Consider the following 15,148-nt stretch of genomic DNA (forward strand, 5'->3'; position numbering starts at 1 on the left):
GGGGTATTTCACGACAGAATCGCTATGCTTGCGGATTTAAACGCTGGACATACTCCTAATGTTCTGCTGTCTGTATTCCCTGCTGCAACACTGCCAAAACTTCAGCTAAATTCCCCTCACGTAACGCATTCACCGCTAACCATAATCCCGGAAAAACATTAGAGCGAACAATCCCTGCTTCATCAGGTTCTAAGGAAACATATCTTCCTTCTTCTAAGCGAAACCAATCAATACGATTTTCATAACTTTGCCAGACAATATACTCTTGTACACCATTGCGACGATAGGCATTCAGTTTATCATTTAAATCATAAGAGGCACTGGAAGCCGCTACTTCTACAATTAACTCCGGTGCGCCTTCAATATAATCATCCGCAGTAATCCGAGAATTTCCTCCGACTTCCGGTTCAATTCGTAGTAAGGCATCAGGTTGAGGTTCATTATCGGCATCCAGACGGACTGTAGTATTATCAGTAAGATAAACCCCCGGTGTTTGTATTCTGTAAACCAATAACAAACCGATAATTTCACTATGGGGTCTACCGTGACGGTTAGCGCGAACAGGTGACGCCACGTAAACTACTCCTTCAATTAATTCGGCTTTTTTGTTGTCTGGCATTAGCTGATAGCGACGCTCAAATTCGATGCGAGTGAGGCGATCGCCATTTTCTAGGGGAGGGATAGAAACGGTGGGACTAATTGACATCTGGCACGCTCTAACTGTAATTGCTAACGGTTACGTTTATTTTAGCGTCGATTAGCGTCGAGTGAGAAATTTACAGCGCTTTTGGTAGTTAGTCAGGTACACCGACAGATGCCCGACTTCGTAGGAGTTGTCGGGCATCTTGCTGAGAGCGATCGCTACCAAGTCTTGCATATCGGTTGGGAAGGGTTGAGTCGCGTCTTTGGTTGTATTATCTATGTAGAAATTAAGGATGGAAAGATTTGGATTGAGCGTGATGGAACAGAAATCGGAGTGGCTAATGAATTAGTCGAAGCTGGCGTTCCCAAGCCAGATATTGTTTTAGCTTTTCATGCTCCCTATAAACGTAAGTTTACTGAATTTGCGGTTGGTTAGAGTATATAGCCGTAATGTAGGGGCGGGTTTAGGGATAAACGTTGGATGCGACACCGCTAGCCTTACGGCAAAACCCGCCCTACCCCTACTGAAAAGCGGGGGAAGTCATGTAGAGACGTTCCGGTGGAACGTCTGGAAGCAGGGGGAGCCCTATAGAGGTGTTCCGAAAATTATGTTTTTTTCTTCAAATGTCACGTTGCTGCCTCCAACACTGCCAAGATTTTGCCCAAATTGTCCAAGTTATACTCAACTGGAGAAATACTGACAGTTTTGCCATTGATCTGCAAGAATTTCCAACGATCGCCTGTTGTCACTGCACCATATACTACGTCACTTGAGTTGAATATCTGGGCAGCAATCATTGTGGCAAGGCATTGCCCTAAACCGGAAACAATACTCTCATTCTTGGCTTCGACAATCGTTAAAACTGGAGCCTTGATGTAATAGAATTCATCGGATGCAGTGATAATAAAATCGCAGCGTCCCTTTAAACCCAGTTCTTCGTTGACATTGAATGTTTTACCCGAAAATACGACCACATTCTTTCTCCGACGCAACTCGTTAAGGATGGGAGTGATAATCAGTTCTGACCTCGCTTTTTCAGTATTGGTGGCTAAGGCGAGCAGTACATTATCCTCCAAGTCTTGAAGTAATCGAGGGCTGGGTTCCACGGGTTCTATGTTAGCCGTCCAATTTGTTCGCTCATCTAACACTAACTCGAACATTTCCTGTACGATTGGCAGGGTGAACTGCTCGTAAGATGCGGGCTTATCTGTCATTAAACATACTCCTTAACTCATCACTATACCGTCTAACAGATCAGAATAATTAAGGGCAGAAGGTAGAAGGCAAACGTTTATTATATAGGACTGCCGCCAAACCTCCATTTGAATGAATTAGTTGAAACTGGCATTCCCAATCCAGATATCGTAATGTAGGGGCGGGTTTAGGGATAAACCTTGGATGCGACACCGCTAGCGTTACTGCAAAACCCGCCCTCCCCCTACCTAAAATTGGGGAATAAATTTGATGATTAAATCAGGCGCACATTGGAAAAGGGCGCACGGAGCGTGCGCCCCTGCGGTATGTGCTGAGTGACAAGCCGAATTAATAGAAGGAGTGGTTTACGTGGCTTCACCCGTTCGCGCTAACCGTCACGGTAAACCCCATGCCAAAATCATCACCTGGTTAGGAACCTATGGGGTGGCGACACCAGGAGTCGATGTGCAGGATAATACCACAGTCCGTCTGGATGCAGATAATGAACCTCAACCCGATGCCTTACTGCGAATTGAACCGGAAGTCGGGGGCAATTCTCGGATTACTGAGGATGATTATATTGAAGGCGCACCGGAGTTAATTGTAGAAGGCGTGAGGGGAATTTAGCTGAGGTTTTGGCAGTATTGCAGCCGGGAATACAAACAGCAGAACATCAGGCATTTGTCCAGCGTTTAAATCCCCAGGCGCAATCTTAATGTAGGGGCACCATCCTTGCGCCCAGAATCGTTTAAAGCTACGCTATTAAGCTGAGGGCGACCCGATCCAATTAAGTGGAATAGTGTTGTCCATTGATGCAAGCGGGTCGCCCCTACAGTTCGTTCCTTTATCCTATTTGAATCCCGCGCCATAGCCATCGTGTAGGGGCGGGTTTAGGGATAAATGTTGGATGCAACACCGCTAACATTGCTGCAAAACCCGCCCTACCCCTACCTAAAATTGGGGAATAGATTTGATGATTTAATCAGGCACACATTGAGAAAGGGCGCACGCTCCGTGCGCCCCTACGGTTTCTGGATGGAATTCTTATCTATCTGATTGGGTATGGTATGCTCCGCATTATTTACCGTTCACTCATCATCGGGAATCAAAAAAGACAAAAGTCTCCCTTTTCAGAGAGACAGATAACAATGATGTACTCAATACCCTCTCAGTTAATTGTTATCTTTATTCTTCTGCTTTTTAGCATTCTTTCTATTGACTAACGCACCGAAGCCTAAAGTCGTCGCTAAACCAAAAATAGTCATAGGTTCAGGAACAGGTTCAGGTGTAACCTCAGCCGTCTTAAACGCAACTTCGCCAATTCCTGTTCCAGAACTAGCACCATGATTACTTAGAAAATCCATTCGGATAAACTGGGCAGTCGTTGTACCGAAGTTAAAGACTTGGGCAGAGTCAGCGCCTGACTCAACATTTTGAACAAAAGAACCTAAGCTGACAAAGCTACTATCTGCTCCAGTCTCCGAAGCAAACAGATTGAAGTTTTGTACACTAAATACACCACCCGTACCCCACATCGCCATCCCATCCAAGTCAAAAACATTTCCTAAATCAAAAGTAATTGATCCGGGACCAGAAGAACCTGAAATCCAAGTGTTAGGGATCAAGGGACCGTGTGTAGGATTTCCAGATACATAGGTGTCAAAATCTGTCACACCACTGGTATAGGGAGTGGACAAGCCAGATTGGTCGATTGAAAGATTGATGTTGGCAAAAGAACCAAAATCTCCCAGATCTGACGAAGCTGACTGAGGCTGAATGATGGTATTGGCTTCGGCTTAAGTAATCGCTCCCAATGCCATAACTGTAGCGCCAACGGTAACGAGAGATAATGTTTTCAGCATGGTTTAATCAGATGATGTCGTGAACTTGAACAATGAATTTGTTTCAATGAATAAATCATGACCTACCCCCCCCGATGATGTAAAGATGTATTTTGAAACTTTACAGAAAGTTTAAATTATTGAAACTTGAAAATTTACAGGTGTATAAATGAATTGTGAAATAGTGATGCTGAGAGAATAAGGGTTTCAGGGTGATTTTTGTTCACAAATCATTTAAACTAACGGGAAATTGTTTAACTCGTTTTGTAAAGTTGTGATGAAGCGATAAGGCTGATTGTCAAGAATGCGACTCATCCCTTAATTGGAAAAAACTATGCGATCAGTTAAATTGGGAATGGGTAGCGAGCAAGATGCAAAGCCTGCGGCATGGCTTCGCTAAAGCCTGCGGCATGGCTTCGCTAAACGCACTACGGCAAGGATTTCGCCATTATTGAGATTAAGGTTTAAATGCCGAACAGCTTATGTGCTGATTGACATCAAGTTCAGACAATGCCAAACGCTAAAATAAACGCAACCGTTAGCAATTCCAGTTAGAGCCTGTCAGATGTCAATCAGTCCTACTGTTTCTCCTCCTCCCCTAGAAAGTGGCGATCGCCTCACTCGCATCGAATATGAGCGTCGCTACCAGCAAATGCCAGAAAAGACAAAAGCCGAATTAATAGAAGGAGTGGTTTACGTGGCTTCACCCGTTCGTGCTAATCGTCACGGTAGACCCCACGCCAAAATCATCACCTGGTTGGGAATGTATGGGGTGGCGACACCAGGAGTTGATGTGCAGGATAATACCACAGTCCGTCTGGACACCGATAACGAACCGCAACCGGATGCTTTACTGCGAATTGAACCGGAAGTCGGAGGAAATTCTCGAATTACTGAGGATGATTATATTGAAGGCGCACCAGAGTTAATTGTTGAAGTAGCGGCTTCGAGTGCGTCTTATGATTTAAACGATAAACTGAATGCCTATCGTCGCAATGGCGTCCAAGAATATATTGTCTGGCAAAGTTATGAAAATCGTATTGATTGGTTTCGCTTAGAAGCAGGACGATATATTTCCCTAGAACCCGATGCAGCGGGAATTATTAAATCTCGTGTTTTTCCGGGATTATGGTTAGCGGTGAATGCATTGCGCGAGGGGAATTTAGCTGAAGTTTTAGCCGTTTTGCAGCAGGGAATACAGACAGCCGAACATCAGGCATTTGTCCAGGGTTTAAATTCGCAGGCGTAGCGATTATGTGGGGACACTATCCTTGCGCCCAGAATTGTTGAAAGCTACGCCATTAAACAGAGGGCGACCCGATTCAATTGAGTGGAATAGTGTTGTTAATTGATGCAAGCGGGTCGCCCCTACAGGGGATTGTATTAATAAACTATTGCCGCAATTTTTTTAATGTTTTGATCACTTCCTGAGATGATTTCATATCCCCTTGCTCATAAAACACTTTCGCGGCTGTCTGAAAATCGGCAATTGCTCGTGGTTTATCTCCCAGACGACGATAAGCAAATCCCCGACAGGTTAACGCCGTGGCATTATTTGGATTATCCTGTAAGACATAATTAAACGCTTCAATGGCGCCGTGGAAATCTCCCTGATTTAACTTGTGTACGCCGATCTTATGGTACTCTTGAGGCGTTGGTTTATCCGTCGCCACAGATACAGGTTCTGGAGATAATGGAGTCGCCAGAGAGAGGGTTTTCACCATGTCTAAATCCGCGATCGCGCCTTGGTAATCCCCCATCGCCGAACGCACGGTACTGCGTTGATTATAGGCTTCTGTATAATTCGGATCGAGTTCTAAAACCTGATTATAGGCATTCAGCGCCGCTGGATAATCGCCTAATTGATAGCGTAAATTTCCTTGAACCATTAACCCTTGAATCAGTTTCGATTCATCATCCTCAACGGCGTCGGGTTCTTGATTAAAAGTATCAGCAATCTGTTGAAAAAATGCCTTCGCCGCCACGGGTTCTAGGCGCATCGCTTGGTCAAAATCTTCAATACTTGACCAATTTTCCCCCAACTGTAACCGCACATAACCGCGATTCAGATACGCTTGAGCATCATTGGGATTCAATTCCAAGACATGGTTAAAATCCGCGATCGCTTCCTGATAGGCTCCTAAAGCGATGTGATTCATCCCTCGGTTAAAATAAGCCGCCGCCAGATTGGAATTAATCGCTAAAGCGCGATCGCAATCTCCAATCGCATCCTGATAAGCCTCTACTTCAAACCGAGCAATCCCTCGATTCAGATACCCTTCCGCTAAGTTCGGATTCATCCGAATCACTTGATCACAATCTGCGATCGCACCCTCATAATCTTCTAATGCCAACCGCAGCATACTCCGATTCAGATACCCTGTAGCATAATTCGGATCAATTTGCAAGGCTTGATTATAATCTTGCATCGCGCCCCAGCGATCATTAAGCGTCGCCAGAATCAAACCGCGATCGCTATAAGCTTGAGCATTTTGAGGATCAAGCCGTAACACCTCATCAAAATCCCCGATCGCACCCAAAGCATCCCCCTGACAATAATGACTCATTCCCCGATAATGGTAAGCCTGCGCCAAATCGGGATTAATCTGCAAGGCTTGATTCAACGCCGCGATCGCATGGCGATAATCCCCTTGCTGAAACGACGCAATTCCCTGACTCAACCAGGTATCGGCGTCAGATTGCACATCCTCCATCCCTGCTGAGAGATTCTCGGATAGTTTAGAATTCCCTGATACAACCATAGTCTCATCCTGCTGATGCTTGTCGCCACTCATGTCCGTCAACCGAACAGTTTTTCCTCTTCTTGTTTCGCAGGTGCGATCGCTTGATCCGGATTCGTCATTTGTCTTATGTCATTTGTCTTATGTCATACTCGCTATCGCGAGAAGCAAACTACGTCATTTGCAATAATTGAACAGTTAGCTCGGGGCGGGTTTAGTTACATCAGGGTGAAAACGAAATGTTAGTAGTAAAACCCGCCCCTACAAAAGATTTTTTATCGGAACGCCTCTTTTCCCTCTGCTTTCCCTGCTTCCCAGACGTGCCATGGCACGTCTCTACATTGCTCCCCCTGCTCCCCTCTCACGATACCAATTTCCTGACACTGAGCGTTTGCCACTTTTCTACATCTTCACCACTCCGAACAGGTTCGGGTGTGGAAATGGCTCTCACTTCATCAAAGAAAACCTGACTGTAGGGAATCACTAACTCTGTAGCTAATTTTTTTTGAACGGTTTGATCAAGATGCTGGTAAATCAAACTTAAATGGGGATTGAGAACATAATTAGAGGGTTTAGCCGAATTATGGTGTAAGGTCTCGGAAATCTGAGTTAGAATTGCTGATGAGTGAAATTGCACAAATAATGTTTTGGTGTATAGATCGGTATAGCCAACCTGATCGATATCCAGCATAAAGCCTGAAATATTCTTTGTAGCTGTTTCGATTACTTCATCAACCGATTCATCAGCCCTATAGTCTCCCGAATAGATAGTGACGTGAGGCTCAAACCTGGGCGCATTATGGGCTTGAGCTAGAGACTTGATCATCTCTTGAAAAAAAGGTTGATAAGCTGCTGATGGTATCAGCCAGAACGATATCTTAGTATTCATTGGGTATCTAAAGCTGTATATCCCATGTAGGGGCGGGTTTAGGGAAATAATTAATCCAGAAATTAATAACGTTTCTACAAAACCCGCCCTTCCTCCCCCTCACACTCAACTGATCACCTAAATCCCCAATTTACAGAATAGCGACGATGAAAGTTAGGATTAGGGTGGGTTTCGTTGTTTAATTTAAGATGGGTTTCCTCATTTTATCCCTAAACCCGCCCCTACAAGTAACTGATGATCGTATGGGTAAATTCATAACTCATCCTCAGAGAAATCTGACAAGTCCGGTGGAACCACAACTCGATCAACGGAAACTTTGTGACTTTCCCGTTCACTATCTAAATCTACCGTAATCGCTTCAAAGCGAATTTCTACTGTCCCAAAGGGTACAACCAACTGAGTTAAGGCTTCTAATTCTCCCGCTTTATTGGGACTTAACTCCATTAACCACCGGGGTCCATCAAGTAGGGAGCGACTTTGGCGATCTTGAACCCATAATTTAACGCCTAAGCGAGCCGAATGAGGATTCAATTTAATCTTTACCAGTAAAGGTTCCCCAGCCGCTAGTTCCTGAGTCGGGATGAATAGTTCTGGTGTGGGTAAGGGCGTCCCTAAGTCGAGTTGAGCCATGTCAGAAGTTCTCAGGTGCGATCGCGCTCCTGTTGCTGTCTCAACGGTTCTTGAACCAACTGTTCCAGACGCTGAGGATTCGGTCGTCGAGGGTTCATCCTCAACCACAATTTCTCGCTCCAACAATTCCTCACGATTCAAAGGAGGATGATCGGGTTGAACAGGGGGTTCGAGTTTCGGGATCTCCTCATGATTAAGACTTCCCACCTCCTCGGTGTCTTCATCCCACATCGATTCATCAAAGCCATTTAATTCTTGATCGTCATCATCAGAGGATGGCGGAATTTCTTTGGGTTGAGCAAATAAAGGATCAACCTCTGGCTCAGATAGTTCCCCTTCCAACTCAACCAAGTCCTCGCTAGAGGGTAACTCCACTTTCAGCCATTCGGCTAAATCCGTATCCGTCATTAACGCATTCAAACGCCCCCAGAATCGCTCATTCAGGTTGAGTTCAGTGAAAGCGCGATCAACCGCGATCGGATCTTGCTCCGGGGGTGCAGCAGTTGACATCGCGGCTGTTTTCCACTCGGATAAGTCTGGATTCGCTATCTCCTCTCCCTGGGAGGATTCCGGTTCCGCTTTTGGTGTTGATGTCCAGACATCGGATATCTCGGTGGACTCTGTAGAAGCCTGTTCAGATGTTTCTGCTAAGGCAGCGAGATTGTCCTCTAGGGGGGGCGTTTCCTTTGAGGGTTCAGCGGACTCAGTTGCGGTTTCCGCCTGCACAGAGGCTTCAGTGACCGCCGTGTGAGGAACAGAGATATCCTCGGTGGTTTCCCCCTCACCTGTTTCCTGCACTAGAGATTCGGTGACAGATGAGTCGATTACGAAGTCTTCTATTGTATCGTCGGGTGCTGAAGGCGTGGTTTCGGTTGTCTGTTTATCAGTGGGTTCAACAGCTTGCGATCGCGTTTCTGTTTCTGGCTGGATTTCCGCAAGGGATTCCGATGCTTTCCCTGTGGTTGGTTTGGGCTGAGAAAAGGTCGGCAAATCCAGGGATTTGGTTAATCCGGGCTGGGATTGGGGGTGATAAAGCTGTGGGGGTAAAGGTTGATGGGATGAGGGTTGGTAGATTAAAGGCTTACGGCTGTTCGGATTATCAACCAGATCAAGAAATATCTGATTCAGAGGAATTGACTGTGACTTGGGTTGTGGGGTAGAAATTTTAGGAGTTGTGTCTTCCGATTTTGTCCAATTTCCTGATTGAACCGCAACTAACAATTCATCTAAATCTACCGTGACTGTAAACGGTTGACTGGCTAATGCTGTCCCCGTTGATTCGTACAGGTTAACTTTTCCTAGTAATAAACAGGTTTTGCTGTCTGAGGGAATCTCTAGAGTCTGGCTAAAAGTGACGGGAAATGCGGGTGCAGCTATGGGTGTTCGGACATCCACGACAACCTCTCCGGTTTGCGGATGACGTAATTCATAGTGTAGGATGCCCTGAAACTGATTCGTCTCACTTAGGACAGTTTCCCTAGGGTCTAGCGGATGCACCTTTAACTGATCCACCTGTCCGGCTACAGTCAGAGATTCTCCCCGTTGTGTGACTAAAGCTTCCTCCTCTAGGGTTAAGATTAATCCTTGCCATGACGTATCTTCCTCTGGGGAAAATTCGGATTCTGGGGAGATGGGAATAGGCAATTCTGAAGACTCAGACGCTTCAAATTCTTTGATTACCGGATCAAGTACCTGTTGCAACACTTGCTCTAGCACTTGCAGTGATTGATCCAAGATGGGATTGGAGATAGGAGATTGGGAAGAGGTAGAGGTTGGAATCGGGATATCGGGTTCAGGAATCTCTAACTCAGGTAATGCTTCCGGTGAGGGAGAGGTGGCTTTTGTTTCTGAGGGTGTCGTTTCCTCTCTATCGCCGATTTTGCCATTTGTGGGATGGGAAACGGAGTGTTCTGTATCCGTTTGAGCGGTGTCTGTCGCCGCTATAGGGGTTTGAGAGGGGGTATGAGGTTGGGGTAATGTGATTGTCTCAGTTAGAGTCGGTAACTCAGTTGGAGAGGGGGATTGGGTGGATTGGGCGACAGGGTGAGATGAGTCGAGTGAATCATTATCCACATCCGCGATCGCAGGTTGCTCTTGTGTCTCTGGGCTATGGAGGGAAGTGATCAATGGCGGGTGAAGTTCCTCAGGATGCGCGGAGTCATTATTTACCGTTTCAGAAGTGATCTCATCTCCTTCTGCCTTCTCTGCGCCTTCTGCCTTCTCTAAAACCTCACTCACCTTAGGTACAACTGATAACTGTACCGTTTCCTGCCAGGAATTGCCCAGAAAATCGGACATAATATCGCCACAGCAGCGCAACTCCCACAGACCGGGCTTAAGATAGGTAAAGGGAATAATCACCATTAACCCATCAGGGTTAGTACGGCGCGATCGCTTTTGATACCGTCGCTTAGGTGGTGTTTCCTTCGTATCGGTATGCGTCACGCAAATTTCCACATCGGTATTGGCGCGACTCGAATGAGCCACTACCCGGTATCGACCCACATCCAAGTCAAGCTTAGGGGATTTGATCGGTAACCAAGTGCGATCGCCCTCTTTTTGGAGTAGAAATTCCCAATAGTCCATAATCGTTAACGATTCTTCATTAAGTCGTGAGTAGGTTATAGTGAGTCAAAATTTGGTTAACTCGTTCTCGACTCACCGCATCAGAATCATCAGCATGTTGAATCCATAACCCCTCTACTTGACTTTGATTGTAATCAAACGTCTGGGACATTTGGGGGATTAGCTCAACGTCTACTCCTTCTACTTGCCGTAAATGAGCCGCCACCTCTCGATAAACGGCTAAAGGCAATCTCGAACCAGATACATAATATCGTAGTGATTGGCTTGCCACAGGCTGTACGTTTCAATTCACCTAATTTTTCGTTTTCTGAGATACGTTTTTGGGGTTGAATTCCTCCAGGTTACCAAAGTTTGCAAGCTACTGCTTTTAATACAAAGAGACGCGCCATGGCACGTCTCTACAAACTATTTATCCTGACAGATCGCGCTCCTAGCTAGGGCGCTGCTCATTCACCTGCCATCAGGCGGGTGGTGGTGGCAAAGCGGTAGAGGATTCGGCTTGTGCTGGAGTTCCCGCAGGTTCTTCACCAACCTGTCTAGCCACTTCTTGACCATATTGCTCCAGAACAACCACTGGCGTCGGACCGCGATTCACTTCAATCCGCTTAACCAGAACTTGTCCGTTGGAAATCCTTTGTCCTTCTTGGACGTAGCGGCTTGGTTCATTGGGAACTTTGACAATAGCTCGAGGCACATTGCCAACTTGGACTACACCCTCAACTTCCACTTGCCTAGCTAGTGTAGGATCTGGTAATTTTGGCAGTTCTGGAACCAAGGGAGGGGGTTCCGGAACCGGACTTCCACTGGCTGTCGCATTACCTGGTTTCCCTCCATTACCACCATTACCACCGTTGGCACTCGTTCCTCCTGGTGATGTTGTTGCTCCTGGTACTACGTTGGAACCGTTTCCACCCGTTCTTCCTGTGCCACCTGTACCACCTGTGCCACCTGTTCCTCTGCTTTGATTGCCACCGCCTGGACTACCTGGACTACCATTACCTGTCCCCCTCCTAACGGAAGGCGAAGGCAGTCGCTGAACCACAGGTACAGGTATAGATCGTCCTTGTGCTTGAGGATTAGGCAATACGGTTACTTCCGGTTTTAGGGTCAGGGTAGCAAAGGGATCGCTGCGTCCTTTTTCTACTTTTCTAACTTGTTCCTGGGGAGACCCACTTCGGATCAACCCTGATGCTGTCGGCAATCTTGGCTGTGCGTCTACATCAGGATTGTTAAAGGGCGCTACCTGTGGTGCAGCAGGTGACTCGCTTGGTGATTCCTCTGTCGTCGGCTCTGGCACTTCGCCAATTTGCTCAGTATCGTCCCCCTGACAACCTCCCATATACAATGCTAATACTGTGGTCAACCCAACTAATAATTTTTTATGCATGATCGAGTCCCCCCATAGTTTTACAGAAGACACCACACAGAACACCCCAATTAGAAATAAATTTCAATTATTCTCTCTACCTACTATCTATTATAGTGAAAGCGTTGTGGAAGCTTTGACTGCCACGGCTACTAGCGATCGCGCCATCATCTTTGACACTTACCGTTCTCCACCATTCATAATATTTTTCATGGCGTTGAGTCCTTTTTTCATGCGGCGAGACACGGTTACCACACTAATATTCAACAACTCTGCCACTTCTTTCTGAGTTAAATCATGTAAAAAGACAAATTCTAAAACCTCGCGAGTCCGTTGTTCTAAGTGAACCAGCGCTTGTTGCAGGCGAATTTGGTCTTCTTGTGCCAGTTGAAAACTGCGATATTGCGGATCAGGGACAATATCACCCAAACTGGTTGTGCCGTCTTCTTCATCCCCAACAGGGGTATCTAGGCTCAGAGGTTCTCGATTCTGATGCGCTAGCTTAATTTCTTGCCATTCGGCTAGGGGAATTTCCAGAGCTTCCGCCACTTCTGCATCGGTGGGTTGGCGATTGAGTTGCGCTCGTAACTGGCGAATAATAGCGATAGACTGCTGTTGTAGCGCCAACCAGCGCCGGGGGATACGAATGCAACCGCCGCGATCGCGCAAATAGTGCTGAATTTCACCACGAATGTAGGGAATAGCAAAGGAACTAAAGGCATTACCCTTGCTGGGAGCAAATCGCTCAATCGCTCGAATCAGACCTAGACAGCCAACCTGTAGCAAGTCTTCATAGCTTTCGGTGCATTGATTAACCCAATAATGAGCTTCTCGTCTAACTAGCCCAATATTGAGATACACTAGCTGGTTGCGAGTCTCTGCGGATTTGGATTGCTGATAGTCTCGCAGCAGTCGCAGGCTTTCGTGTTTTAGTTCTTGTTCGTGGGTAATGGAAGTTAGCATAGCAAAAGTAAGGGGGTAGAAGCGTGCGTTGAGTGAGAACCCTTAACTCAAGCCAGCGGTTCGGTGGGAAATTTGCTGCTGGAATTTAGAGGTTCGGATCACTACAGGTCAGGATCACTAATAGATTAGCCAGCTACAGCCGTTTTTCGCAAGTACGGCTACCACAACGCCAGGAAGCAGAAGTAGGGTAAGCCCATGAGCTAACGTTTTGGCTAATCTCCAAGGAAAGCAGTCAGTACACCCTAATATCGCACTATGTTACAGCAGGACTCCAGTTTTGGGAACAAAATGTAGCTGAAAGTTCTGAGCTTGTATAGTAATAGTAATTGGTCGAAAGCATACCCCATTCAGTTAAGTATAACTCATATTTGCGATCGCTCAAGAGAAGCCTCCTAGTGCAGTGAGCAGGGAAATAACTGAACAGCTAACATCTCCCCCTGCTTCCAGACGTGCCATGGCACGTCTCTACATTGCTCCCCCTGCTCCACCTAACTAATTTCTTGCCAACCATTTCTGGGCGTTCAATCGCTGTATAGTATAAAACACCAGCAGATCGAGAGACACCTTGCGTTCGTCAATCATAAATGACTCAAGGGTACTGGGTTTGGCTCCCTTGGGCGCACAGGAGAAGGCTTTTTGCTCCTTTATATCCTCATCGGGGAAATATACGTTAAATTGGCGCTGACCATTAGCGAAGCGACCAATGACTTGCCAGCAGTCTGGCTGGGTACTTAAACCAGGAATCGGAAATTTTTCCTTGACAAAATTCACCTCTACATCATCGATGCCTTGTTTGCCAAAGGCAGTCTTTAACGCGGGTAGGTACTCTTGTTCGATAAATTCCGGGAACGGTTTGTCCTCAGGTGCTGGCGGTTTTTCTTTTTTGGCTTTAGAGGATTTAGATTTAGCTCCTTGAGCGTCTGGATTAGATTTGTTTTTTTCTGGCATAACGACTCACTTGCAGGTTTTTATGATAATTTCTCTTTATATTTTTACAGAAAAAGGAGCCATCAATTAAGCTGTTGCCCATCTATTCGCCGGAATTCATACAGATTAACCGCCACTGACAGGGGGGATTAGGACAACCTCATCTCCTGCTTGCAAAATCGTATCCGGTTCAACAAACTGGAGGTTGATACCAAAACGAGTCAAATCTCGCCAGGGTTTCAGTTGAGGATGTTCGGCGATTAAGCTATCCAGAAGGACAGATACAGGGGTTTGGGCGGGGAACTCCCGTTGAAGTTCAGGGACGCCGTAAGCGTCTTGATAAGCAGCGAACAGTTTGATGGAGACACAAATCAAAGGTTCAGACATCCGGCTTAATCCGCTAAAGCTCCAATTTTTTCTTGATCCTAACCCGTCTGTGGAAATTCTCCCTCATCTCCCCCAGCTTCCCCGGCTTCCCTAGCTTCATCGTATCTACTGGCTTGACCCAGCTCAAATAGGACTTTGTTTGTAGTGAGAACTTTAGTTCTCTAACGCCTATCTGGAGAGGGCTGAAGCCCTCACTACGAACCCAATCTATTGCACCAAATTAGCTGGGTCAAGCCACTAGGCTGTGCGACGCACTTTGATCACCGTCTGAGGCAAGACTCCCACCAACAGAGAAAAAGCCTCATTAGGTAATTTAGCAATTGTTTGGGCGTCAAAGAAGCCCTCAAATTGCTCTATCATCTTTTGGGCGCGTTGCAGGGGAACTGGGTTATCAGTAATTTGCATCGTTAATCTCACCCACTGTCGTCGAATCAGATACGCCCGCTTTCGCTCTTCTGATGATTCTGGAGAGAGTAAAGAAATGTTTCCCACAGGTAGCACCCGCTGACAATCCACATCGAATAATCCTCCCACCCCTGAACCGGGTCCAGCAAATTCAGCATGATAGCGCTTGAAGAGAATTAAGCCATTCCGACGCCGAGGATTAACGATCAACAGTTGTTGATCGTGAAGCTGCTGAAGAATTTTTCCTTCCGGTGAGTCATGGGAATTTGGGCTTTGTTTATTCATGCCACTAGAGCCTTGAGCGTTGGCGAAACTATTGGGGCGGGCAAGCACCTCCTCTTCTTCGTAAAGAGCTGTTTGGCAACGCTGGTTATTTTCGCTCTCCATTTCAACTCGTATTGCTTAATTTCAAGGGAGCAGGGATGCACCCAGGTTGAACGCACAACTAATCAATTCATTGGGTTATCAGTCTTTGATAATAACCAAGAAGAGAAGTTTTGTTGATCCTCTATATTGAATTACCCTATCAAACCCACTCAGATCGGTGTCATTTGTTGCTTCTCGACAAATTTATAA

Annotated in this window: 14 protein-coding genes and 1 pseudogene; 3 read left to right on the forward strand and 12 right to left on the reverse strand. The window is 46.3% G+C overall.

What is annotated here, in order from left to right:
• Positions 1-55: 55 nt before the first annotated feature.
• A complete protein-coding gene (locus RH949_RS13785) occupies positions 56-706 on the reverse strand; it encodes a Uma2 family endonuclease (protein ID WP_446353821.1) in 651 nt (216 codons plus the stop codon).
• A gap of 108 nt (positions 707-814) precedes the next feature.
• Between RH949_RS13785 and RH949_RS13790 the strand changes: the two genes are divergently transcribed.
• Positions 815-1,078 carry a XisI protein gene (locus RH949_RS13790; protein WP_006101346.1) on the forward strand — a complete coding sequence of 88 codons (264 nt, stop codon included), beginning with the start codon at positions 815-817 and terminating at the stop codon, positions 1,076-1,078.
• Between the two features lie 191 nt (positions 1,079-1,269).
• Here the strand turns inward: RH949_RS13790 and RH949_RS13795 are convergent, their stop codons facing one another.
• Complete coding sequence (locus RH949_RS13795) at positions 1,270-1,857, reverse strand: hypothetical protein (RefSeq protein ID WP_446353823.1); 588 nt, start codon at positions 1,855-1,857, stop codon at positions 1,270-1,272.
• Between the two features lie 319 nt (positions 1,858-2,176).
• On the opposite strand from RH949_RS13795, the pseudogene RH949_RS13800 reads away from it, so the two are divergent.
• Positions 2,177-2,553 (forward strand): annotated as a pseudogene (locus tag RH949_RS13800) (Uma2 family endonuclease); the annotation flags it as partial.
• Between the two features lie 456 nt (positions 2,554-3,009).
• On the opposite strand, the gene RH949_RS13805 reads toward RH949_RS13800, so the two are convergent.
• A complete protein-coding gene (locus RH949_RS13805; RefSeq protein WP_446353825.1) occupies positions 3,010-3,534 on the reverse strand; it encodes a PEP-CTERM sorting domain-containing protein in 525 nt (174 codons plus the stop codon).
• Positions 3,535-4,243: 709 nt separating this feature from the next.
• On the opposite strand from RH949_RS13805, the gene RH949_RS13810 reads away from it, so the two are divergent.
• Positions 4,244-4,927, forward strand: a complete 684-nt coding sequence (locus RH949_RS13810) for a Uma2 family endonuclease (RefSeq protein ID WP_446353827.1) — start codon at positions 4,244-4,246, stop codon at positions 4,925-4,927.
• A 142-nt stretch (positions 4,928-5,069) separates the two neighbouring features.
• Here the strand turns inward: RH949_RS13810 and RH949_RS13815 are convergent, their stop codons facing one another.
• The 9 genes from RH949_RS13815 to RH949_RS13855 all read right to left on the reverse strand — a co-directional run bounded on the left by RH949_RS13815 (position 5,070) and on the right by RH949_RS13855 (position 14,959).
• Positions 5,070-6,473, reverse strand: a complete 1,404-nt coding sequence (locus RH949_RS13815; protein WP_446353829.1) for a tetratricopeptide repeat protein — start codon at positions 6,471-6,473, stop codon at positions 5,070-5,072.
• A gap of 307 nt (positions 6,474-6,780) precedes the next feature.
• Positions 6,781-7,308: a cyclic phosphodiesterase-like protein gene (locus RH949_RS13820; RefSeq protein ID WP_446353831.1), complete on the reverse strand. Its 528-nt coding sequence runs from the start codon at positions 7,306-7,308 to the stop codon at positions 6,781-6,783.
• A 252-nt stretch (positions 7,309-7,560) separates the two neighbouring features.
• Positions 7,561-10,524, reverse strand: a complete 2,964-nt coding sequence (locus tag RH949_RS13825; RefSeq protein ID WP_446353833.1) for a hypothetical protein — start codon at positions 10,522-10,524, stop codon at positions 7,561-7,563.
• 19 nt (positions 10,525-10,543) lie between these two features.
• Positions 10,544-10,795, reverse strand: coding sequence for a hypothetical protein (locus RH949_RS13830; RefSeq protein WP_044207489.1), 252 nt, complete (start codon positions 10,793-10,795; stop codon positions 10,544-10,546).
• A 189-nt stretch (positions 10,796-10,984) separates the two neighbouring features.
• Positions 10,985-11,911, reverse strand: a complete 927-nt coding sequence (locus RH949_RS13835; RefSeq protein WP_446353835.1) for a hypothetical protein — start codon at positions 11,909-11,911, stop codon at positions 10,985-10,987.
• Positions 11,912-12,070: 159 nt separating this feature from the next.
• The gene (locus tag RH949_RS13840; RefSeq protein ID WP_006101409.1) at positions 12,071-12,853 is read right to left on the reverse strand and encodes an RNA polymerase sigma factor SigF; all 783 of its coding nucleotides are present in this window, start codon (positions 12,851-12,853) and stop codon (positions 12,071-12,073) included.
• Positions 12,854-13,345: 492 nt separating this feature from the next.
• Positions 13,346-13,801 (reverse strand): DUF2996 domain-containing protein, encoded by a 456-nt coding sequence (locus tag RH949_RS13845; RefSeq protein WP_006101518.1) that lies wholly within the window; start codon positions 13,799-13,801, stop codon positions 13,346-13,348.
• A gap of 105 nt (positions 13,802-13,906) precedes the next feature.
• On the reverse strand, positions 13,907-14,167 hold the full coding sequence (locus RH949_RS13850) for a MoaD/ThiS family protein (protein ID WP_044207491.1): 261 nt from the start codon (positions 14,165-14,167) through the stop codon (positions 13,907-13,909).
• Positions 14,168-14,404: 237 nt separating this feature from the next.
• A complete protein-coding gene (locus RH949_RS13855) occupies positions 14,405-14,959 on the reverse strand; it encodes a hypothetical protein (RefSeq protein ID WP_006101360.1) in 555 nt (184 codons plus the stop codon).
• Positions 14,960-15,148: the final 189 nt, after the last annotated feature.

The organism is Coleofasciculus sp. A1-SPW-01, assembly GCF_040217205.1.
Classification (GTDB): Bacteria; Cyanobacteriota; Cyanobacteriia; order Cyanobacteriales; family Coleofasciculaceae; genus Coleofasciculus; species Coleofasciculus chthonoplastes_A.

Excerpts from the sequence above, each read along its gene's own strand:
- RH949_RS13785 (WP_446353821.1), bottom strand. The coding sequence starts at position 706 with ATGTCAATTAGTCCCACCGTTTCTATCCCTCCCCTAGAAAATGGCGAT.
- RH949_RS13790 (WP_006101346.1), top strand. The coding sequence starts at position 815 with ATGCCCGACTTCGTAGGAGTTGTCGGGCATCTTGCTGAGAGCGATCGC.
- RH949_RS13795 (WP_446353823.1), bottom strand. The coding sequence starts at position 1,857 with ATGACAGATAAGCCCGCATCTTACGAGCAGTTCACCCTGCCAATCGTA.
- RH949_RS13810 (WP_446353827.1), top strand. The coding sequence starts at position 4,244 with ATGTCAATCAGTCCTACTGTTTCTCCTCCTCCCCTAGAAAGTGGCGAT.
- RH949_RS13815 (WP_446353829.1), bottom strand. The coding sequence starts at position 6,473 with ATGAGTGGCGACAAGCATCAGCAGGATGAGACTATGGTTGTATCAGGG.
- RH949_RS13820 (WP_446353831.1), bottom strand. The coding sequence starts at position 7,308 with ATGAATACTAAGATATCGTTCTGGCTGATACCATCAGCAGCTTATCAA.
- RH949_RS13825 (WP_446353833.1), bottom strand. The coding sequence starts at position 10,524 with ATGGACTATTGGGAATTTCTACTCCAAAAAGAGGGCGATCGCACTTGG.
- RH949_RS13835 (WP_446353835.1), bottom strand. The coding sequence starts at position 11,911 with ATGCATAAAAAATTATTAGTTGGGTTGACCACAGTATTAGCATTGTAT.
- RH949_RS13840 (WP_006101409.1), bottom strand. The coding sequence starts at position 12,853 with ATGCTAACTTCCATTACCCACGAACAAGAACTAAAACACGAAAGCCTG.
- RH949_RS13845 (WP_006101518.1), bottom strand. The coding sequence starts at position 13,801 with ATGCCAGAAAAAAACAAATCTAATCCAGACGCTCAAGGAGCTAAATCT.
- RH949_RS13850 (WP_044207491.1), bottom strand. The coding sequence starts at position 14,167 with ATGTCTGAACCTTTGATTTGTGTCTCCATCAAACTGTTCGCTGCTTAT.
- RH949_RS13855 (WP_006101360.1), bottom strand. The coding sequence starts at position 14,959 with ATGGAGAGCGAAAATAACCAGCGTTGCCAAACAGCTCTTTACGAAGAA.